A 23380-nucleotide genomic window follows, 5' to 3' on the forward strand; every position below is an offset into this window, starting at 1 on the left:
ATTTTTTTTAGGATTAAGAAAGTTGATAAAATTTTATCGCATTTCCACCCATGATTTCTTCTTGTTGTTCTGCACTTAAATTTTTAATATACTCTTCGATAATACTTTTAATAGAAGAATAATTCCCCCCAAGCAAACATACAGGCCAATCTGAACCATACATGATTCTTTTTGTACTAAATGCATCAAACACAACATCTAGATAAGGAACAAAATTATCGTATTTCCAATGAGCCCAATCGGCTTCTGTAACCATCCCTGATACTTTACAATACACATTCCTGTGTTTGGCTATTTCACGAATTAGTGTTTCCCACTCTTTAATGTCACCATTTTTTATCGATGGTTTTGCAATATGATCAATAACAAACTTATGTTCAGGAAATTCTTCTATGAGTTTCAAAGAAGCCCTAAGTTGATGAGGAAATATTAAAATATCATATGTGAAATTATATTGAGGTAAGAGCGCTATACCTTTTTTAAAAGAATCTCCTATAATGAAATTTGGATCGGGTTCATCCTGAACAACATGTCTAAATCCTTTTATGATGTCAAATTTAGAATAGTGTTGTAAACGTTCTTCAAGATTTTCTGCTCGTAAATCTATCCAACCCACAATACCTTTGATAAATTTGTTTTCGTTAGCTAAATCTATCAAGAAATCTGTTTCTATCTCTGATTGATCGGCTTGCACGGCAACACATCCATCTATCGCGTTTTCCTGATAAACTTTTTTCAAATCCGAAGGTAAATAGTCTTGTTGTAGTACCTTCATATCATCGTTAATCCAGCTATGTTTTACTGGATGATATTGCCAAAAATGTTGATGCGAATCTATTTTCATACTAAAGATTTGTGATCAGTAATTTGTTTTATAACTGTTGCTATACCGTGTTTTTCAATTGCTCTTAAATTTTCTGTAATAGCTTCTGATAGGCCATTAATAGTGTCAAGATTTTCACCCCAAATAGTTGTGTCTCTTAACAAATAAGATACCATTTGCAGGTATGTAATGCTTTCATTTTGATGTGATTTCCAATGTTTACTAAAAGATTCTAGGGCCTCAGGATTATCATTTAAAGCAATATTTTCATTATTATATGTTCCTTGGTAAAACCTAAATAAAGAAGACAAAGCAAATACAATACGTTTAGGTAATTGTCTGTTATTTTTAATACAGTCTTTTAAAGTAGGTAACAATCGAGCTACAAATTTAGAAGTACTATTAAGAGAGATACTTATTAAGAAATGTTTTAGAGTTGGGTTTCTAAACCTATCGAGTGTTTCATGAATAAACTCATCAACTACATCTTTAGGAAAGTTTTTAAGAGTAGGACCAATTTCTTGAGAAAGGAGATCATTAATAAAAGTGCTTACTAACGTATCATCCATTACTTCTTTAACGGTTCTTAACCCAGATAGATATCCAATAGGCACCATTGCTGTATGTGCCCCATTAAGAATACGAACCTTCATTTCTCTATAATCCGTACTATCTTCAACAAATTGTACATTGAGATTTGTTTTAGAAAATGGCAATTCGGTTTGCACGATATCTTCTCCTTGGATTATCCAGCTATGATAATCTTCACCAGCAACTAACAAAGAATCGTAATATCCTATTTCTTTTAAAATTTCTTTTGATCGCTCGTCGGGATATCCAGAAACAATTCGGTCTACGAGAGTATTACAGAAATAGTTGGCTTCTTCTATCCAATGAATAAATTCTGTTCCTAACTCCCAATGTGAAGCATATTGAAGAATGGTAGATTTGAGGACGTCACCATTCTGTTCAATAAGTTCACAAGGGAGTATAATGCAGCCTTTATCTTTTTGACCATTAAAATGTTGAAATCTGTGATGTAGCCAAATAGTTAATTTAGCTGGAAACTCATGAGGTGGTTTTTTTTCTATAGTATCTGAAACAGAAAATTTAATTCCAGCTTCAGTAGTATTAGAAATAATAAAACGCATATCTGGATTTTGAGCCAGCTCTAAATATTCTTCCCATTGCGTATAGGGTTGTATAACACGACTAATGGATTCTACCAGAGTTACTTCAGAAACTAAACTACCTTTGCGTACACCATCTAAAGCGACATGAAATAGGCCTTCTTGCTCTTTTAGTTCTATATAATCTCCGCGTTGTGTTGGTTTAATGACTACAATGCTTCCATCAAAATCTGTTTGTTTATTAAGGATGTCAAACATCCAATCTACGAATGCCCGAAGAAAGTTTCCGCCACCAAATTGCATAATACGTTCTGGTGATTTTTTAGCTGTATTTGATGTAGTTCTGTTTAATTGCATCATTTTTATTTCTTTTATCTATAAGGATATTCCTCTTTTCCAAGGAATGAAATCATTTTGCCCTTTTAGATCTGCTTTTGCATTTATATCACCGTTTGCAACCTGAATGATATGTTCTAATACTTTTTCTCCCATAGATTCTACAGTATCTTCTCCACTTATTATAGTACCGGCATTAATATCTATAAGATCATTCATCTTTTCTGAAAGCGACGTATTGCTCGACATTTTTAACACCGGTGCGATAGGGTTTCCAGTTGGGGTTCCTAAACCAGTTGTAAAAACAATGATGTTACAACCACTACCAGCAAGTCCCGTTGTACTTTCGACATCGTTTCCTGGGGTGCATAATAAATTAAGACCTGGTTTTACAACTTTCTCGGTATAATCTAACACAGATGTTACAGGAGAAGTACCACCCTTTTTAGCGGCTCCTGCAGACTTCATAGCATCTGTTATCAATCCGTCTTTGATATTTCCTGGTGAAGGGTTATTTTCAAATCCAGAACCTACAGCAATTGCTTTTTCAGCATATGTTTTCATAATATCAGCAAATTTTTCGGCATCTTCTTTTTGCTCACATCTATTAATTAATTCTTGTTCTACTCCATTAAGCTCCGGAAATTCAGATAATACTGGTGTTCCTCCGGAAGCAGTTAATAAATCTGAAGCGTATCCTAATGCCGGATTTGCAGATATACCCGAAAAACCATCAGATCCGCCACATTCCAAACCTAAAATTAGTTTGCTAATAGGGGCTGGTTTTCGTTCTATTTTATTTGCTTGAGTTAGTCCAATAAAAGTATGCTTTACGGCTTCTTCAATTAAGTGACGTTCACTTTGACTTTGTTGCTGTTCCAGATAGTGAATTGGTTTAGAAAAATTAGCATCACGGGCTTCTATGGCTTCTTGTAACATTTCTATCTGAGCATTTTGGCATCCCAAACTAAAAATAGTTGCTCCGGCTACATTTGAATTAGTGATATACCCAGCTAATAAATGACATAGTGTTTCAGAATCTTGACGAATTCCTCCACATCCCCCATCGTGTTTTAAAAATTTAATACCATCAACATTTGGAAATAATCGATTTTTATAAATTTCTTCTTGAGAGTTTATGATATTGGTGGCAAAAAGTTCTTCTTCTGTAGCACCTGAATTGTATTTTTCAATAAGAGCTTGAGTATTAACAGAAAAATCTTTTTTTGTTTGATATCCAAGTACATCTAAAAGAGCTCCTTCTAAAACATCTAAATTTCTATTTTCACAGAAAGTAAGTGGTATTACTAACCAATAATTACGTGTTCCAACACTTCCATCGACTCTGTGAAACCCGTTAAAAGTTCTATTTTGAAATTTAGAGATATCAGGAGCGGTCCAACTAAATTTTTCTTGATTTGCATTAAAAGAAGCAGAAGCGTGCTTTACATTTTCTATGGTAATAGCCTCTCCTTGTTTGATGGATAAGACTGCTTTGCCAACCAAAACACCATACATGATAACTTCATCGCCAATAGCAAAATCATGCAAAGCAAATTTATGTTTTTGTTTAATATCTTGTATAAGTGTAAACGTTTTACCAGCAACATCAATAAAAGTGTTTTTGGGCAACGTATCTATTGCGACAATGATATTATCTTTTGGGTCTATTTGGTTATATTTTTGTGTCATATAACTATGTTCTTACCTTTTTTACGGTTTCTATAGTTTTTTTTACTATTGATTCTAAACCTTTATAATCTTTATTAGTGAGTATTTCTTTACTTATTAATTGAGAGCCCAATCCTACACAAGTTACTCCAGCATCGAACCATTCTTTTAAGTTACTTTCTTCGGTAGTAACTCCTCCTGTAGGCATAATGTTAGTCCAAGGTTGCGGCCCTTTGATTCCTTTAACAAACTTAGGTCCATAGATATTCCCAGGAAAAAGTTTTACAATTTCGCATCCTAGTTCTTCTGCTTTTGCTATTTCTGATAATGTACCACATCCAGGAGACCAAAGAATCTTTCTTCTATTACAGACGATTGCGATATCTTCTCTAAAAACAGGGGTTACAATAAAATTAGCTCCTAAAGAAATATATAGTGATGCCGAAGCGGCATCTGTTAATGACCCTACTCCCATAATCATTCCTGGCAAATCTGATATAGCGTATTTTGTAAGTGCAGCAAAAACTTCATGGGCAAAGTCTCCTCTTGCAGTAAACTCTAATAAACGGGCACCACCATCGTAACATGCTTTTAGAATATTTTTTCCTAGTTCTATATCTTCATGATAAAATAAAGGAACTATCCCTGATTCTTTCATCGTATTAGCTACCTCGATTCTTGTATATTGAGCCATTAGTATTTTAAAAAATTATTTAACGATTATCGATCTACTTTTGCAGATCCATTATTTTCAATAAATGCCATTACTTCTTCTACAGTGACACGATTAATATCTCCAAAAATGCTATGTTTAAGAACACACGCCGCAGTAGCAAAGGATATAGTTTTTTGATAGTTATCAGAAAAGTTTAGTACTCCATATAACAACCCACCCATGAATGCATCTCCCGAACCTACACGATCTAATATTGGAGTAACCTTTTGTGTCTTAGCTCTGTATAATTGTTTGTTTTTATAAAGGAGTCCTCCTATGTTATGATGAGATGCATTTTCAATATTTCTAATGGTCATAGCTATGGTATGAGCTTTAGGAAGTAGTGTCTGAATCTCATTAAAATATTCTTTTATTTGAAAATCTTTTGAGTAATCTGGATTGACTTTTTCCTTACCTAACATGAACATAGTGGTATCAATGTCAGCTAAGATTATAGTACTATAAGATAGCAATTTTGGCATAACTTCTTTTGGGTGTTTCCCATATTTCCAAAGTTTGCTTCTATAGTTTAAATCCGTAGAGATAGGGATTCCAAGTTCGTCGGCAATTTCAATAGCTTTTAGACATGATTGTGCTGCAGTTTCTGATAGAGCAGGGGTGATGCCACTCCAATGAAACCATGTAGCATCTTTTAAGACGTTTTTCCAATCAATATCTTCTTTGTTAATTTCAGAAATTGATGAATATTTACGATCATAAACTACTTTGCTATTTCGATTTGCAATACCGTTTTCTAAAAAATAAATTCCTATTCGATCTCCTTGACGTATTATATTTTTATATCCGACACCAAAACGCTTGATAGTATTAATAGCGCAATCTGCAATCGAATTATTAGGTAAAGCCGTAACGAATTCAGTATCCATTCCAAAATTTGAAAGCGATGCTGCTACGTTAAATTCTCCACCACCAAATGATGCATCAAAGCCGCTCGTTTGATCGAACATAAGGTTGTTAGGAGGAGACATCCGCATTAATATTTCACCAAATGTTACTACTTTATGCATACTGATAGTTTAGAAATCAACAGTTGCTTTAATGACTCCTGTTTCGGGTTTTGTCCAGCTATCAAAATTTGTGATCATTTCGGTAAAAGGAACATTATGAGTAATAAACGAAGTAGTTGGGAATTTCTGCAATACATGTATAACATGTTCAAAATCCTCTAATGTAGCATTACGACTACACATTAATGTTGTTTCTTTAGCATGAATTTTGGGATGGGTAAATACGAGTTCGCCTTTAGAAAGTCCTACTAATACGTATCGGCCACCATGCGCCATATAATCAGGACCCGTTTCTAATGCTTTTTTATGACCTGTTGCATCAAATACAACAGTAGCCATATCACCATTTGTGATTTCGGAAATCTTTTGTTCAGGATTGTTTGTAACATTCACCGTATAATCAGCTCCGATTTCATTTTTAGCATATTCTAAGCGCCCATCATTCATATCCAGAGCAATCACTTTAGCTCCTGCTATTTGCGCTAATTTGATAATTCCAATACCGATTGGGCCACACCCTACTACAACAACAACTTCGTCAGGTTGTAAATTCGCTCTGCGTATAGCATGTGCTCCAATTGCTAAAGGTTCTACGATAGCCATTTCATCATGAGATAGTTGATTTGCAGGTAGTAATAAATCTGTTCTTACTGTTATTTCTTCTTGCATACCTCCATCAGTATGAACACCTAATACTTCGATATTTGTGCAGCAATTAGTTTTACCATTGCGACAAGCAATGCATGTACCACAACTTACATAAGGCATAATTACCACTTTATCTCCCGCTTTAATGCCTCTTGGATTTTCACCAATTTCTAGTACTTCTGTTGCTAGTTCATGGCCTAAAATTCTAGGGTATTTAAAAAAAGCTTGATTACCAGAATATGCATGTAGATCTGTACCACATATTCCTACTTTTTTTACTTTTAATAAAGCTTCATTGCTTTTACGTGTAGGACTAGGTTTTTCTTTTAAGATAAACTCTCCAGGTTGTTCGCAAACAATATATTTCATAAGTTGTGCGTATCTTTTCTTTTTATAAGTTGATTTCTAACACGTGAGCATGATTTCCCACTTTTTTGCCAGGTAAATTTACTTTTAAAGCAGTATCGTCCTGTGACCATACAAGTTTTGCGTCTTCGCTTCCTAAAAGTTTAATGTCTTTTATTGTTATACTTTTAGCATGCTCTGCATTTTTGGATAAAGATTTAATATTAACAACATTGTTTTCTGGCCAAGCCATAAGGATAGCGTATAATTTATTGTCTTTATGTGTAAATCTAATATCTTGACCTGTAAATTCTTTATTGTTCTTTTCAGAATGATGTCCTTTTTCGACTCCTGTAGGTCCTTCACCAAATGTTTTCCAATATTTAGTATTATATATAGCATCACCATTAGTTTCTAACCAAGTTCCTATTTCTAATAAAATATCTTTTTGATCTTGAGGAATTGTACCATCAGATTTAGGACCCACATTAAGTAATAAGTTTCCATTTTTACTAACAATATCCACTAAGTCATCGATAAGTTGATTTGCTGTCTTTGATTCCCAATTGGTAACATGACTCCAAGAGTTTTTACCTATAGAAGTATCTGTTTGCCAAGGTAGTTTTCTAATACCGGGTAGTTTTCCTCTTTCAAGATCATATATAACGGTTCCTTCAGGAAATGCCTCATGGCTAAAGTTTTTGTCTTGTAAAACAACTTCTTTGTTCCACTCAAGTCCTTTATTATAATAGTAAGCGGCAAGCTTTGGTCTATATTCTTTAAAATCTGGAATATCAACATAAAAATCTAACCACAAGATTTCTGGTTGATAATTATCTATAATATCTTTAATTCTTAGCCACCATCTTTCTTTAAATTTTTCAGAAACAGGCTCATTTAAATCTTTACCTTTAGAACTATATAAATCTGCATATTCTGGATCTACAGTATCAAAATGATCTTTTTTATTAAAGAAAGACCAGTTAAACGCAAAATGAGAAGAAGTTCCCATAATCATCCCGTTATCACGACCTTCTTTAAATAGTTCTCCTAAAACGTCTCTTTTAGGCCCCATATCAGCAGCGTTCCAACGAGTAGTGTTGGATTTGTACATAGCAAATCCATCATGATGATCGGCAACAGGAATAACATATTTGGCTCCCGCTTTTTTAAACAAAGAGATCCATTCTTTTGCATCAAATTTTTCACCTTTAAACATAGGAATAAAATCTTTGTAACCAAATTTTTTGTGATCACCCCATTTTTCTTTATGATGCTTAAATTCTTTAGTTGCTCCTTTACTGTAATGTTCTAAACTAGCACTAAAATTAGCACTGTCCATATACATTTGTCTTGGATACCATTCAGAACCATAAGCAGGTACACTGTAGGCCCCCCAATGAATAAAAATTCCGAATTTTTGATCATTAAACCATTCGGGATCTTTATATTTTGATTTTATGGATTCCCAATTGGGTTCATATTTTGTTGGTATAGTATCAACAGAAGTTTTAATACGAGATTCTTGAGCTTTATCTTTATTTTTTTCTGGTCCACATGCTGCTAGTATTACCATTATACATACTAGAAGAAAGAGCTGTTTTTTGCAAGTCATATGTTATTAGTTATAATATGAAACATAAACGGGGTAACATTTATATGAGCAAATTTGATGCTTTTACAAAGGATCTAAAATGACTAATGTTTTAAATGGTGCAACAAATGGTTATTTTAAAAATACAATAAAGAATTGCCCTTTGATACACATGTAAATAGGATGTTTTGTTTTTTTTACAATGGGAAAATAAAAACAACAAATTAATTTTAAATATGACCGTTATAATTTATCAACCTAAGTAAAATTAATTGATAATTGCTTCGTTAGAATTGAACATATGTTGCGCCATTAAAAACATAAGTTGTAACATGTTTATTAAAAATATGTTAAATTTATTAAAAATAATTACTATGAAATTACCCCAAAAAACGCTCCTACTTTTAAGTGCTGTATTGTTGTCATTTACATCTGTTGCTAAAGAAATTTATGTTTCAAAGACGGGTGATGACTCAAATGCTGGAACGAAAGAAAACCCTTTTGAAACAATTGGTAAAGCTGCTAGTGTAGCTGTTGCCGGTGATGTTATCTTTATTAGACAAGGTACCTATGAAGAAACATTGCGACCAGCTAATTCTGGTACAGCCGGAAACCCTATTGTTTTTAGATCTTATCCTGGAGAAAAAGTTATTATAACTGCAATGGAGGCATTAAGTGGTTGGGTAAATGATTCAGGAGCTGTTTATAAAACGACAATTGGATTTAATTCGTTAGGTCAAGAAAATTTTGTTCTTCATGATGACACGGCATTAGATTTGGCGAGATGGCCAAATAATATTGATGGTTTACCTTTTACACTTGATTCAAAACGTAATGATGGTGGAAGTGACGGTTCTGATGCTACTTTTAATGGCGGAAATGGTTTTTTGACTTCAACAGAAATCCCCAATATAGATTGGACCGGAGGTTCACTTTTCTTTTATGGAGATAGACCAGGATCTGGTTGGTTAGCTTGGAAAGAATTTATTACAAGTAGTTCTGGTGGTCGTGTTAATTTTAATATTACTAAAAATAATGGCCTTAAGTGGATATACACATTTCACCCTCCAGCAGATGAAGGAGATTTTTATCTAGAAGGTGTAAAAGGTGCATTGGATTACCAAAACGAATGGTGGTATGATAGTACAACCAAAGAATTGTTTGTGCAATTACCAGGTGGAGTAGCACCTGCAGACGGATCGGTAAAAATGAGAAGAAGAAGATTAGCGATTGACTTAAATGGCAGAAGTTATATAGAAGTAAGAGATTTAGCGGTATTAGGTGGAGCAATAGAATTAAGAACCAATTCTAATAATAATAAACTGTATAGAGTTTCTTCTTTTTATGGTTATCATACTCAAGGTATTTTTAGTGGATTTAGTACCGGTAAGGCAAGTGTAGAGGTTAATGGAACTAGAAATGTTATAGAACAATGTGAGATTGCTTTTGGTGCGGCTACAGGGATGCGTCTTGGTGGAACTTTTAATGAGTTGAAAAATAATTACATTCATGATTTTGGTTATTTAGCTTCATATGATGCTCCATTAATTGCACGTGGTGGTAGTGATTATAAAATATTAAATAACACTATTTTTAATGGTGGTAGAGATGCTATTAATTATAATGGTCAACGATGCGAAATCGCCTTTAATGATGTTTCTCGTAGTAACCTGCTTGCAGATGATTGTGGTTTGTTTTACACTGTAGGTAATCAATCAGGTAATGAAATACATCATAACTGGTTTCATGATGCCGAAGGAAGAGGTAAACTTAAAAAGGCGGCTGGTGTATATCTTGATAATGATCCAAAAGGATTTTCTGTGCATCATAATGTTATTTGGAATACAGAATGGACTGGAGTACAAATGAATTGGGATGCTGTTGATATAGATATATTTAACAATACGTTTTATAATAATAAATCTGGTGAAATGGGAGCCTGGCATAAAGCGGGTACCGCTTTTTCTAATGTTAAAGTCTGGAATAACCTTGGAGACAATGGTACTTGGGAACCTCAATCAGATAAACAAAATAATCTGGTAGTTGCTTCAGGCACCTATGCTAATAGTTCAGATGGGGATTTTAGATTGAACTCTGGTTCTGCTCCTATTGATCAAGGTAGAGAAATTACGGGTATTACAGATGGCTTTGCAGGTGCAAATCCAGATATAGGTGCCTATGAATTTGGCGGTACTGATTGGACAGCTGGTATAGATTGGGATCCTAAAAAAGGTCCTACAGGACAAGGATGTTATGGACTACCCGGTGAAACGTGTGAAGTTACACCTGTAGATGATAGTGATAAAGATGGAGTTAGTGATGCTAATGATTTATGCCCAGATACACCCATTGGTGATACTGTAGATGTTAACGGGTGTACCATTTTTACATTGCCAACAGATAATTTTAAAGTTTTAAGTACAGGTGAAAGTTGTAAGAATAGTGATAATGGTAGTATATCGATTGAAGCTACGGCAAATTATACATATACAGCAACTATTCAAGAAAACAATATGACAAGTGATTTTACAGACAATATCACTTTTGATAATCTCTCGCAAGGTGAGTACACGGTCTGTGTTACAATAGGTACACAACCAGAGTATAAACAATGCTTTTCTATAGTTATAAATGAACCGGAAGACTTAGCAGTATTTTCAAGAGTAGACAGTTCTAAAAGAGAAATTTCTTTAGATCTTAAAGGGGGAGAACTATATAGAATTGTTCTTAATGATGAGATTATAATGACCGATAGAAATGAAGTGACTCTAAAGCTTCAGAGTGGTAAAAATGAATTGATTGTGACCACAGATAAAGATTGTCAAGGGGTTCATAAAGAGAGTATCAATATAGAAGAGTTTATTAAAATGTTTCCAAACCCTATGCATGATGTGTTAAACATAACTGTACCTAGGGAAAGTTCAAAAAACCTTAAATGGGAACTTTTTTCTTATAGAGGAAAACGTATTTTACAAGGAAAACAAAAAGACGATAGTTCAAATATAACTATTGATGTATCCAATCTCACGATGGGTAGTTATTTTATCAAAATAAGTACTTCAAATGAAATTAAATACGAACAATTGATAAAGAACTAGAAGATGATATTCCCCGAAAAAAAGAAAAAAAAGAAAATGAAAAATACTATAAAGTCAGTTTTAATAATTTCAACTCTATTATTGGTATTAGGATGCAGTAATAGTGATGATGGAGGAGGAGATGGAAATGGAGAAGCACCCAAGGCAGCTTCGTTGGTTTTTCCTTTAAAAGATGCAGAGTGTAATCAAGGAGAAATCCTTTCGGATACAGAAAGTAAAGTCCCTTTTGAGTGGAATGCAGCTGAGTTTGCTAATAAGTATACAGTCTCTTTAACGAATTTGGAAACTAATACAACAGAAACTTTTGATACAGATAAGACTTTATTAGATATAACATTGTTACGAGGTAAACCTTATTCTTGGAAAGTAATTTCAAAATCAAATAGTACTATGCAAACAGGTACTAGCGAAGTATGGAAACTTTATAATGCAGGACCTGGTGTAGAAAATTATGCACCATTTCCAGCCGAGTTGATAAGCCCTAAAATGGGACTTACTCTTAATACTACAAATACTGATTTAAAATGGCGAGGGAGTGATGCTGATAATGATATTGAAGAGTTTAAAGTGTATATGGATGTTATTAATCCACCAGTTAAGTTGATTTCGACTCAAAACAGATCAGATGTAAGTAACGTTGCCTTAGAAGCTAATACTATATATTATTGGCAAGTAGAGACGACAGATAAACATGGTAATTCAACAAAATCATCTGTTTTTGAGTTTAAAACACAATAAAATGGTAGTGTACCATGTGTTGATTTAGCCAATAGACTATCGGGAAATTGTAAGAAGTGATATTGATTAGCCTCGTATTAAAGTATCTTTTTCCGATAGTTTTTTACATTATAATTTAATATACTAATGAAACTATATTGTTACTGTTTCGCATTTTTTATATTGTTTTCCTTTTTTGATGATATATATGCGCAAACGCATAAAAAATATGAGCCTAATTGGGAATCGTTAGGTCAATATGAGTGTCCAGAATGGTTTAAGGATGCCAAACTGGGTATATTTATTCATTGGGGAGTATATAGTGTACCTGAATATGGTAATGAATGGTATGGTTATCATATGTACCGTAAAAAAAAGACAAATCATATAACAGGAAATGAATCTAAAGAAACAAATCCAACCTATGTACACCACAAAAAGACATATGGGGATCCTAAAACATTTGGTTACAAAGATTTTATCCCTATGTTCAAAGCAAAAAAGTTTAATCCTGATGATTGGATTTCACTTTTTAAACAAGCGGGCGCAAAGTATATCGTTCCTGTAGGAGAACACTGTGATGGGTTTGCAATGTATAATGCGTCACACACCAGATGGAATTCTTTACAAATGGGACCCAAAAGAGATGTGCTTGGTGAGTTGGCAATTGCAGCTCGTAAAAAAGGATTAAAAGTCGGTAGCTCCTCTCATTTGGCATTTGGATATAAATGGTGGAAATATGAAAAAGATTACGACACCACCGATCCAGAATATCAGGATCTTTATATTAAACCCCATAATTATTTAGCCGCACCAACCAAAGAGTTTTTAGATCTTTTTTATCGTAGAAGTATGGATATGATAGAAAAATATAAACTAGACTTGATGTGGTTTGATTTTGGCTTTTGTGCTCCTGAATACGAAGAAAATAGACTTAAAATTTTATCCGAGTATTATAATCTTGCAGATCAATGGAATAAAGGAGTGGTTTTGAACTATAAAAAAATAGGATGGGAACCTATCCCTGATGGGGCAGCGGTATTGGATTTGGAGAGAGGTAAGCTTGATAGGATTCGAGACTTACCGTGGCAAACGGATACTTCTATTGGTAGAAATTCATGGTCTTATGTTAAGGATTGGCAAACAAAACCAGCTGGAGAACTTATCGACGAATTTGTGGATATTGTTAGCAAGAATGGAAACCTATTACTTAATGTAGGCCCAAAGTCGGATGGTACAATTCCAGAAGATCAGAAGCAAGTATTGTTAGAGATAGGACAATGGTTAAATGTGAACGGAGAGGCAATTTATGCATCAAGACCATGGATACTGTATGGAGAAGGTACAAACCGATCTAAGACCGGTGATCATACAGAATATAATACTAAGGCAATGACCGAGAAAGATATACGATTTACAACCAAAGAAAATGCTATTTATGCTTTTGTAATGGATTGGCCTACTTCGGATATCTTAATCAAATCATTTTCTACAACACTTACAAGTATTGCAGATCAAATAGAAAAAGTTAGTCTCTTAGGATCTACAGAAGATATCTTATGGAAAAGGGATGAAACAGGCTTGATGATAACACTTCCTAAAACGAAACCTTCTTCAAAATACGCATTTGCGTTTAAAATAAAACTTAAAGAAGCTCCAGACGGTATTTACAAGGGAGTCAAAAATTAATAAGATACTTATCATAAGTATCTTATTAATTTTTGACTCTATATAAATTTTATTCGATCTTTTCTATGTTAAGAATAACTGAACTTACATGTCCACCTGTATCTGGAAATGTGATATCAATTTTATTTTCTCCCTTAATGGTATGACGTATATCAAAAGGAATATTGATTACACCAAAAAACTGTTCTCTACTCTTTTGATCATAACCTGCCCAATTCTCGGGTACTTCAACTGGCTTACCATTAATAACTATCTGTGGTTTTTTGCTTAGATCATGTGCTCGTCCAATACCCATTTTTATTGCGGCTCTTCCTTTTTTTCCTGTTGTGACATTATCAATAGTAAATTGTATAGTCTTTTTGGCTTCTACTTTTTGTAAATACGTTTTGGAGTAGTAATTATTTTCTGTGATTTTTGATTTTAAGGGTGTTTCTGTAAGGTTGCATTCAAGAATGACAGTTTCTCCTGATTTTAGAACGATGTCTTTCGTGAAATCATAATCTGTAAAATAAACCAATTTTGGTATTCCAGCATCGGTAGTGTATAATCTTCTAAGGGTACTGCTTTGAATATATTCTTTACTTTTTCTTAAAAAAGCTAACGTTGTGTTTAATGCTTTGTCATGTAAATTGTTTAAGGCTATATACGCTTTTTTTTCTTGTATAAAAGCGTTTACTTGTATATCCGGATTGCTAGAAATAACATCTACTCTTTTGCCAGAAACTCCTTTCCATAATTCATAGAATTTTTTAAGGTCAGTAAATTCTTTAACTCCATCTTTATTTTTCTTTACAATCACCCATGGATAAGGATGTCCATCTGGATTTTTTTTCTTGTCTTTATAGAACCAGTTACCTTCACCTACAATAAACGGAATCGATTTTAATAATCTGTCAGGTTTATCCAATAATGACATTAAAATATTATTATATGATTTTAAACAAACACCATTTAATTCTGGAGAATGAGGTTTTCCTAGTAGCCCTTTAGAAGTATATCCATATTCAGAAATTAAATGAGGTTTAACTATACCCCATTTTTTATAACTATAGGTTTCGATTAAATCTAAGATAGCTTCAGAATTACTTCCGGATCTATAATTGTAGTTACCGGTTACATTTCTACCATCATATAAATGTGTAGCAAAGAACTTCATACTTTCTCCGGCGGTATCCATAAATGATTTCATTCTAGTGTTCCAGTGATCAAAGTTTTTTCTATCTACTTCAGGCCAAGCAGAAGAATAACCCCCAACCATTATATCTGGGATTTCAGCATGTATTTTATCTGCAATTACTTTATGCAATTTTGTCATTTCTAAAATAACTGCATCTGTTTCTGCCCACGTTTTTACATAATCTTTTGAATGAACAAATGGCTCATTCATAACTTCATAATACTTAGGCATTATAGGGAAAGCATTTTTTAAATATTCAACATTATATGCAGCTATTTTCTCGTAGTCCATATTAAGTTGAAAAGCATTAGCGGGATGATCAGTAATAATGAGATCATTTGTTTTATATTTTTTGAATAATGGCGCGTTTTTCCAATGCTTAGCAGTGTTAATTCCTCTAGCTTTGGCTTCTGATGGTTTTGGAACTTGTGTTTTAGATTTCTGAAAAGGAGAAGGGCCACCAAAGGTTCTACCAAAATTTATATCTAATTGATCAAAAAGGACATCAGCATGTGATGCTAAATCCCAACTAGAGAAGGAACTATGAATATTAAAATATTTCTCTCTCTTAAGTTCACTTTCTGCACCAATAAATTTTTGCATGCTTAAGTCAATAGTCACTTTAGCCTCTTGAGAAAAAGATGCTAGTGATACAAATGAAAAAAATAGAATAACTGTTATTTTACTATACATTATATTAAAATTTTATAAACTGATAAGATTCGTCTTTATTAGTGATTGCAAAGTATCCTCCTTTTGGAAGATCGGATATCTGAACTGAGTTTGAGTCTTGGCTTTCTTTTACAATAGCACCATTCATCGCAATAATTTTAATGAATTTATATGTAAGATCACCTGGAATGGTTAGAATATCTGAATCTTTATTAATAGAAAGCCTGATACTGCGTTTTCTTAAAGAAGAAAGTGTAATAACTTTCTCTGGTTTTGAAATAAGAATACCACTCATTTCTTTACTTACTAAATATGTATTTGGGAAATCTTCATCTGACCCATAATAAAGAATGAACCTATATTTATTTCCTTCTGGCAAAGGATTGGTTTTAATTTGAATTCTTTCTGTACCACTTCCTTTTTCTACAGAAATTGCCTTGCTAGCGGCAACCCATTTTCCTTGGTCATATATAGCTACAACAATGTTTCTTTGTTGACTAGCTTTATATTGGATATCAAAATTATATACCCCAATATCAGAGAATTTAGTCGGAGTTAAAGGGGAAAAAGATGCGTCATCAAGAACAGGGGTTGTTTTTTTAACGATTTCGATATTATCAATGATCGAGGCAAATTTAGTAGTTTGCCACCCGCCATTTCTTTCTCTTACAGAGACGACAAGTTTATAACCTGTTCCATTTGGAGGATTGTCTTTTGTTGGTAAATCTATTGGTACAAGTCCTTTTCCTTTAGATACAGGAGTGGTTTTACCAGCCCAAAACTTTGATGGTCCTCCTGAAAAATCTATTGCAATATCACTATCTTGACTAACTTCATATCCTATATAAAAATTATATGAGGTAGTACTTGGCATTTTTATAGGTACTTCTTTAATAAAAACTACCTTATCATTTTGTGCTAAGGCAATTATTGATAAAAAGAATGCGAACGTAAATAATAATGGTTTCATTTCTTAATTATATCTGATTTTATTATTGTAGTAAGTTTTTTAGCAATGATTTGATGTTCTTCTACTTTAGGATGTCCTTTGGTATTCTTAAAAGGAACAAAACAAGTAAAAATATTGTTGTCCTTTAACTGATCGATAGCAGAGGTAACATAGCTTGGCCATTTTGATTTTTCTTTTGTTACATCCATATTACCAAGTAGGCATACGATACTGGCTTTAGGATAGTGTGTTCTAATTTTTTTAATAAACGATTGATAGTCATTTATAATCGTTTTTTCTGATGGTTTTTGTTTCCCAAATCGTCTCTTAAACTCTTCGTGCTCTGGGTGATTTACGATCCAAGAGTCGTTTTGAAATAAATTGACAACTACAATATCTGGGTGTTTTTTAAAGTCCCACTTGCTAGTTGCGTCATTAGGATTTAAGCGATCATACATTTCGGGCATAATCATATTAAACCAACTAACCATAATCCCTATTCCTCCTCTTGCAATGCAAGTATATTCTGCATTTATCGTTCTTGCAGTCATCGCCGCATACGTCATGTAATTGTTAGTTACATTACCATCTGGTTTATCCTCTCCAGAGTAATCTTCATTACCATGTCCTGTGGTTATAGAGTCACCATAAAATTCTATAGAAAGAGGTTTTTTTTCATTAGGAGGTACTACTTTTGATCCAAAAATTTCAAAACCATAAAATAAAGTAGTGCCGTAGGTCCATTCATTTCTTTTAGTTAATTCTATAGAGTGTTGTCCTGAAGAAAGGTTATCAGCCAATATATAAGTGTGCTTCCCTTTTTTTAATTTCAGAACATCAATTTTTTGGTTGTCGATTATAATATTATAGTAATTAGTACCATTTTGATCTTCTAGAATGGCTTTTGCAGAGATTCCATTAAAATTTACTTTCAGAGAAGTTCCCGACCAATACAGTTCTGAAGCCTGTTTGGTTTCACTTTTACCGATACGTCCCTCATAAGTAATATTCTTATCATCATGAGCAATTATAATAACCTTATTGTTCGTATTAGAAGCTTTGCAGCTTAATAAGAAAAGTAGTGTTATAGATGTGAAAAAATGTTTCATTCTAAATATTATTTTCTTTTTAAAACAAATCCATTAAGCCATAATTCTTGGTTTTCTTTCTTTTTTTTGAAAACTATGGTTATTGGATTGGTTCCATCAGAGGTTAAAAGTGATTTTACATGCAGCGGTTTTCGTTCTCCTGTAGTAGTTGTATGTTGAAAATTTACAACATGATCATCGGCTGGTTTAGCCAACTGTCCAAGGGCATCATTTATCACGACTTCTATAGTGTTATTAGGCTTATGATTTCTTTTTGCCAAATGATGATATGTTTCTAAATAATACTCTCCTTTTTCTAGATGTACTATTTCTAATTTGAGTTCTCCTTTTTCAGTATATAAACCATCGGCAGATACAAAACCTAATTCACCAGTTACTGCACTATTTTTATGCCATTGTATAGCGTCGTTAGAACTAATTTTGAATGTTAGATTTTTGTAAGCATTGTTTTTTAAAGTATGATTTTCAGAGTTTGTTCCTGTCCAAGCACTCCATTCATGCTCTACTAATTGTTCGTTTCCACCGATGTCTACTTTGATTATAGGGTAATCAAAAATCGGTCTGGCATTTTTTTGTATTTCATCGGTATTGAATTTACTGCTTACTATAGCTATATTTTCACTTTTTAATCCTTTTGATTTTGCTGTTACGGTAATATTACCAGGAGTTTCTGTTGTTCGAATGTATATTGAGGCAACTCCATTAAACAAAGTTGCAGGATTTATATTGGCTGTCCCATTATCGACTATGACTCCTTCACCAGTGATACTAAATTGAACAGCATTAGTAGCAGAAGTAACAATTTCTCCGTTTTTATCAAGTATAGATGCATGTACAAGTCTTAAATCAGAACCACCGGCATAAAAGGGTTTATCTTCAATATTAAAATGTAAAGAAATATGATGAGGCGTGTCTTCTTTATGTCTAGTGTGTTCTACAGTTTTTATACCGTGATTTATTCCTTCTGCTCTAAGCTCTCCTTCCTTCCAATCAAAAAGAAAGGTAAATGAGGGGTGATTAAGGTTAACTTTTGTAATGTCATTATCTGGTGTTTGTTTACCTATTAGTTTTTCATTGTGATACAGAGCAACTTCTTGAGTGTTACTATATACTCTTATTTTACCATTTTTAGAAGCTGTTTCATCAGCAATATGCACTATTGGGGTTGGTACTAACTCTGATTGGTACCAATAATATACTGGTTTGGGTACGCGATAAGCACTTAATACCGCATAGTTTGTCATGAAATCTCTAGTAAACTGATTATCATTTTTTTGTAAATGATTATAATCTGCTCCTAGCCAAGCAATAGCAGCAATATTTTTTTTACTTCCTTTATATCTAGAAATATGAAATTGATTGGATTCTGCGTTTGGAGAACTACCATGCTCCATAACCATTTCAAAATCACTTTCGGCAAATTGTGTTCTATTATAGTCCATAGTAGCATAAACATCTGTTATACCTGAATTTATGATGCCATTCCATGGGCTTGAGGCAGATGCTGTTAATCTAAAAGGGTCTTCTTCTTTGGTAACATGTTGCATTTGGGGTACTGGACCTCTATGATTTATACCAGCACCCCAAAATACAATTGATGGGTGATTTCTATGGTTTCTAATCATAGTTCTGGTTGCAGACTCTAGTTTAGAAAACCATAGTTTATCTCCCCACTCTATCCAAGTGGGGGGCTCTTCATATACTAATAACCCTAATTCATCACATGCTTTGAGAAATTCATCATCTTGAGTGTAATGCGATAGTCTAATGATGTTCATTCCTGCTTTTTTGTATTGTAAAGCTTCGTTATAGTGAAATGAATTTGGTACAGCATCACCAATATTAGGATAGTTTTGATGTCTATTTACACCTATAAGAAAAATAGGTTCACCATTTAAAACAAACCCTTTACCTTCAACCAATTTAAAAGTCCTAAAACCAAAATTATTTTCAACAAAATCAACAGGTTTGTTGTTTTCGTAGATTACAGAGTTAACTCTATACAAATAAGGTGTATCTGGCGACCAGGTATGAAAATCATCATCAGTAATACTAGTAGTTTGTCTAAACGTATGATTAGCATTTGCAGCTATTGTTATTTGTTGGATTATTTTTTTTAATACATAACCTTCTGCATTTATAATTTTTGTTATGATCTTACAGTTTTTAGAGGTGTTATTTTGATTAGTAACAGAAGTTTTAATAGATACTGTACCATTTTTTTTGTTTACAGTAGGTGTCGTAATATGGACTCCTGCATCAAATTTGTCCCAATTATAAGTTACATGTACTTTGTTGGTGGTGACTAAATATAAATCTCTATATAATCCTCCAAATTTCACGTAATCGGTTCTATGTGGATCTGGAGCAATAGTTTTATCAAATCGATTGTCGGCTTTTATAACAATGAGATTGTCTTGCCCAAATTTTACATGATCAGTAATATCAAAATGAAAAGGGATGTATCCATTTATGTTGTGATTACCAACTTTTTTACCGTTTACCCACAACTCAGTAGCATTGTGAACACCTTCAAACTCAAGAAAAACTTTTTTGTTGGAGTTCTCTGCTATGGTTACTGTTTTTCTATACCAACCATATTCTCGAAGATACTTTTTCTGTTCCCAACCCTCACTAATACTATCTAATTCATAAGATACTAATTTTAAGGTGTGTGGTATGGATACTTTAGTCCAATTAGAATCTTTAAAACCAATAGTTTCAGGATCACCCTTTATATTGCCTAGATGAAATTTCCAGCCGTTATTTAAGTTCGTTTTGGTTCTATCTGTATTGGGGTACCCTTGCGGTAACTTTTTTTGTTGAGCAGAAACAGAAACCGTAATGGCAAAGAGGAAAACGATATGCTTTATCATAAGTGTTATTGGGCTTTTTTCCATGCTCTGAAATACTTTATATGAAACTCACCATCTAAACGATTATCATCGGGTAGTGCCCCAAACCATTTATTAGATTCACAATTAAAGTTAACTTCTAAGGGCTGGTGCCAGTGTGTGTTTCTCGCTTCGCGGAAAAGTATCCCATCAATATAAAATCTAATGTATTCTTCTGTCCATTCTAATCCCCATACGTGATAATCTTGCTGTAGTTCTTTAGGGAAATAAAACTTTTTTGTTCTTGAAAAATGTTTTTTAACATCTCCTTTGTCTTTAGGGGCTCTAAATACATGTATGTTAGAATTAAGATCATGTCTATTGTATGCTAAACCAGGAGCATTTTCACAAATATCAATTTCTGTCCACCAATCTTTACTAACATTTGTCATCCAAAAACCAGATACCCAAGGTGCATCCATAAGTTTACATTCTGCTTCAAAATAACCATACAAGAATTTATTTTTACTTTTAATAAAACCTGTAGTATGAGTAAAACCTTCTGGTAATTTTTCTTTTTTATGTTTATTAACTCGAATTACAAGTTCATCGTTTTCGAGAGAAACATTAGATCCATGAAAATATGTCGGTGGACGACCTTTCCATTTCGGATTGTTTGGATACCATTTTTTCTCGTTTAATTGATCACTTGCAAATTCATCAGAGTATTGTTTAAGTAATTCCCATTTTGTTGTATTATTTTGATCAGAAAGGGGGTATAAGTCATTGATACGGGTTATTGCATTTTCTATTTTTATAGAATCGACATAGTTTTTTGGCGGAATGGTTAAATCCTGTGCTACAGCTATACTAAAGGTTATAAGCGATATGAATAGCGAATTGCGTATTTTTTTTCTCATTTTTATGTTTCAATGATTTATAAAGTTAAAACTACCTAATTATAGAGTTTAGAAAGATTCAATTGTATTTTTTAGTATAACATATGTGTTTATTATTTGAGTGATATTTTTAGAGGGTATTGTAATAAAAAGCTTTGAATTGATTACTGATCAGTAGAGTATAAAGAATTTTTATGATTTGCAGCTTTTTTGATGCGTTCAGTTTATAGTGGTGTTTATTGCATGGTTTTAAAACCATTTATTCTCGTTTTTGAACCAAAAGGTGTATAGTAAAATTTAAAGATATCGGCTATATTTTGAATCTTTGTGTAACATAAATCCAAGCTTAATTATGACAAAAAAACTAGTTAATACGTTACTGTTGGGGTTACTTATTTTATTCGTTTCATGTGATTCAAAAAAAAAGGAAGATAAGACAGTACAGGCGGTCACACCTAAACCAAATATTGTTGTTTTTTATGTAGATGATTTAGGGTATGGAGATTTGAGCTCGTATGGAGCCACAGGAGTGCAAACACCTAATGTAGATAGGTTGGCAAACGAAGGTATTAAATTTACAGATGCCCACAGTAGTTCTGCAACATGCACCCCTTCAAGATATTCATTGCTAACTGGTAATTATGCATTTAGGAACAATGCGGCGGTTTTAAAAGGCGACGCACCATTAATTATTGATCCAAGTATAGAGACTTTGCCTGATATGCTTAAAAAGGGAGGTTATAGAACAGGAGTAGTTGGAAAATGGCACCTAGGTTTAGGAAATGGTGATGTGGATTGGAATAAAGAAATAAAGCCTGGTCCTTTAGAAATAGGTTTCGACTATAGCTTTTTAATACCGTCTACAGGAGATAGAGTTCCTTCTGTATATGTAGAAAATCATCATGTTATTAATCATTTAGATAAAAATGATCCCATAGAAGTTAGTTATGTGTCCAAATTTGGAAAAATGCCTAATGGGATTGATCATCCTGAGTTATTACGTCAAAATGCGGATAATCAACATAGCGGAACCATTGTAAACGGTATTAGTAGAATTGGTTTTATGGATGGAGGTACTTCTGCACTTTGGAAAGATGAAGACTTTCCGGATATTTTAACAGATAAGGCTATTGATTTTATAGATCAGTCTAAGGATGATCCATTCTTTTTGTTCTTTTCATTTCATGATATTCATGTACCTAGATTACCGCATGAAAGATTTCAAGGTAAAAGTAGCATGGGACCAAGAGGAGATGCCATTGTTCAGATGGATTGGATGACTGGGAAAGTAATGAAAGCACTAGAAAAACAAAATTTATTAGAGAATACATTGGTAATTTTTACAAGTGATAATGGTCCTGTTTTAAATGATGGGTATGAAGATCTGGCTGAAGAAAAATTAGGGAATCATAAGCCTTCTGGGATTTATAGAGGTGGTAAATACAGTGCTTATGAAGCAGGAACAAGAATGCCCACTATAACTTTTTGGAAAGGTAAAATTGCTCCGGGAGTTAGTAATGCAATTTGGAGTCAAGTCGATATTTATGCTTCATTAGCAAATTTAATCAAACAACCAATCGCAAAAAATACGGCTATTGATAGTGAAAACATGCTACCAATCATGTTATCCGCAAAAGAACAAAAAGGTAGAGACTATTTATTAGAAGAATCTTATACTTTATCACTAAGGAAAGAAAACTGGAAGTATATAGCACCGTTTCCTTTAAATAAGGCAATACCAGACTTTATTGAAAAAGCCAAAAATATAGAAGGAGGGCATACTTATGAACCTCAATTATATGATTTAGAAAACGATCCTTCAGAAAAAAATAATTTAGCAAGTGAGTATGCGGAAAAGGTAACCGAATTAAAAACAGTATTAGAAAAAATAAAAAATAAGACAAACTAATTCTTCTGTTCAAACTTTAAGAGCGTATTACTAAGCC

General features: G+C 33.2%; 16 protein-coding genes. 4 read left to right on the plus strand and 12 right to left on the minus strand.

What is annotated here, in order from left to right:
- Window positions 1-13: 13 nt before the first annotated feature.
- From AWE51_RS24100 to AWE51_RS24130, 7 genes are read right to left on the minus strand one after another with little or no spacing between them, the layout of a single operon-like run.
- On the minus strand, window positions 14-844 hold the full coding sequence (locus tag AWE51_RS24100; RefSeq protein WP_066319389.1) for an amidohydrolase family protein: 831 nt from the start codon (window positions 842-844) through the stop codon (window positions 14-16).
- Complete coding sequence (locus AWE51_RS24105) at window positions 841-2313, minus strand: tagaturonate reductase (protein ID WP_082832596.1); 1473 nt, start codon at window positions 2311-2313, stop codon at window positions 841-843. The genes AWE51_RS24100 and AWE51_RS24105 overlap by 4 nt, the downstream gene beginning before the upstream one ends.
- A 15-nt stretch (window positions 2314-2328) precedes the next feature.
- A complete protein-coding gene (locus AWE51_RS24110) occupies window positions 2329-3981 on the minus strand; it encodes a UxaA family hydrolase (protein ID WP_066319398.1) in 1653 nt (550 codons plus the stop codon).
- 4 nt (window positions 3982-3985) lie between these two features.
- A complete protein-coding gene (locus AWE51_RS24115) occupies window positions 3986-4654 on the minus strand; it encodes a bifunctional 4-hydroxy-2-oxoglutarate aldolase/2-dehydro-3-deoxy-phosphogluconate aldolase (protein WP_066319403.1) in 669 nt (222 codons plus the stop codon).
- A 26-nt stretch (window positions 4655-4680) separates the two neighbouring features.
- Entirely contained in the window at window positions 4681-5703 is a 1023-nt protein-coding gene (locus AWE51_RS24120; RefSeq protein WP_066319409.1) for a sugar kinase, read from the minus strand.
- A 9-nt stretch (window positions 5704-5712) separates the two neighbouring features.
- The gene (locus tag AWE51_RS24125) at window positions 5713-6720 is read right to left on the minus strand and encodes a zinc-binding alcohol dehydrogenase family protein (RefSeq protein WP_066319412.1); all 1008 of its coding nucleotides are present in this window, start codon (window positions 6718-6720) and stop codon (window positions 5713-5715) included.
- Window positions 6721-6742: 22 nt separating this feature from the next.
- The gene (locus AWE51_RS24130) at window positions 6743-8311 is read right to left on the minus strand and encodes an alpha-L-fucosidase (RefSeq protein WP_066319414.1); all 1569 of its coding nucleotides are present in this window, start codon (window positions 8309-8311) and stop codon (window positions 6743-6745) included.
- Window positions 8312-8664: 353 nt separating this feature from the next.
- Between AWE51_RS24130 and AWE51_RS24135 the strand changes: the two genes are divergently transcribed.
- The 3 genes from AWE51_RS24135 (at window position 8665) to AWE51_RS24145 (ending at window position 13794) form a co-directional block, all read left to right on the plus strand.
- A complete protein-coding gene (locus AWE51_RS24135; RefSeq protein ID WP_198403865.1) occupies window positions 8665-11388 on the plus strand; it encodes a T9SS type A sorting domain-containing protein in 2724 nt (907 codons plus the stop codon).
- 36 nt (window positions 11389-11424) lie between these two features.
- The gene (locus AWE51_RS24140; RefSeq protein WP_066319693.1) at window positions 11425-12126 is read left to right on the plus strand and encodes a hypothetical protein; all 702 of its coding nucleotides are present in this window, start codon (window positions 11425-11427) and stop codon (window positions 12124-12126) included.
- A 126-nt stretch (window positions 12127-12252) separates the two neighbouring features.
- Window positions 12253-13794: an alpha-L-fucosidase gene (locus AWE51_RS24145; RefSeq protein WP_082832598.1), complete on the plus strand. Its 1542-nt coding sequence runs from the start codon at window positions 12253-12255 to the stop codon at window positions 13792-13794.
- A 49-nt stretch (window positions 13795-13843) separates the two neighbouring features.
- Here AWE51_RS24145 and AWE51_RS24150 read toward each other — a convergent pair whose 3' ends face one another.
- Genes AWE51_RS24150 through AWE51_RS24170 form a run of 5 tightly spaced genes read right to left on the minus strand, consistent with a single transcriptional unit; the run spans window position 13844 to window position 21455 of the window.
- Window positions 13844-15664 (minus strand): beta-agarase, encoded by a 1821-nt coding sequence (locus AWE51_RS24150; protein WP_066319418.1) that lies wholly within the window; start codon window positions 15662-15664, stop codon window positions 13844-13846.
- A 4-nt stretch (window positions 15665-15668) separates the two neighbouring features.
- Window positions 15669-16613, minus strand: a complete 945-nt coding sequence (locus tag AWE51_RS24155) for a hypothetical protein (protein WP_066319420.1) — start codon at window positions 16611-16613, stop codon at window positions 15669-15671.
- Window positions 16610-17701 carry an SGNH/GDSL hydrolase family protein gene (locus tag AWE51_RS24160; RefSeq protein ID WP_066319424.1) on the minus strand — a complete coding sequence of 364 codons (1092 nt, stop codon included), beginning with the start codon at window positions 17699-17701 and terminating at the stop codon, window positions 16610-16612. The genes AWE51_RS24155 and AWE51_RS24160 overlap by 4 nt, the downstream gene beginning before the upstream one ends.
- An 8-nt stretch (window positions 17702-17709) precedes the next feature.
- On the minus strand, window positions 17710-20601 hold the full coding sequence (locus tag AWE51_RS24165) for a glycoside hydrolase family 2 protein (RefSeq protein WP_232517449.1): 2892 nt from the start codon (window positions 20599-20601) through the stop codon (window positions 17710-17712).
- Entirely contained in the window at window positions 20583-21455 is an 873-nt protein-coding gene (locus AWE51_RS24170) for a family 16 glycosylhydrolase (RefSeq protein ID WP_066319426.1), read from the minus strand. The genes AWE51_RS24165 and AWE51_RS24170 overlap by 19 nt, the downstream gene beginning before the upstream one ends.
- A gap of 331 nt (window positions 21456-21786) precedes the next feature.
- Here AWE51_RS24170 and AWE51_RS24175 point away from each other — a divergent pair, with 331 nt between their 5' ends.
- Entirely contained in the window at window positions 21787-23343 is a 1557-nt protein-coding gene (locus tag AWE51_RS24175) for a sulfatase-like hydrolase/transferase (RefSeq protein ID WP_066319428.1), read from the plus strand.
- Window positions 23344-23380: the final 37 nt, after the last annotated feature.

Source organism: Aquimarina aggregata, from assembly GCF_001632745.1.
GTDB classification, from domain to species: Bacteria; Bacteroidota; Bacteroidia; order Flavobacteriales; family Flavobacteriaceae; genus Aquimarina; species Aquimarina aggregata.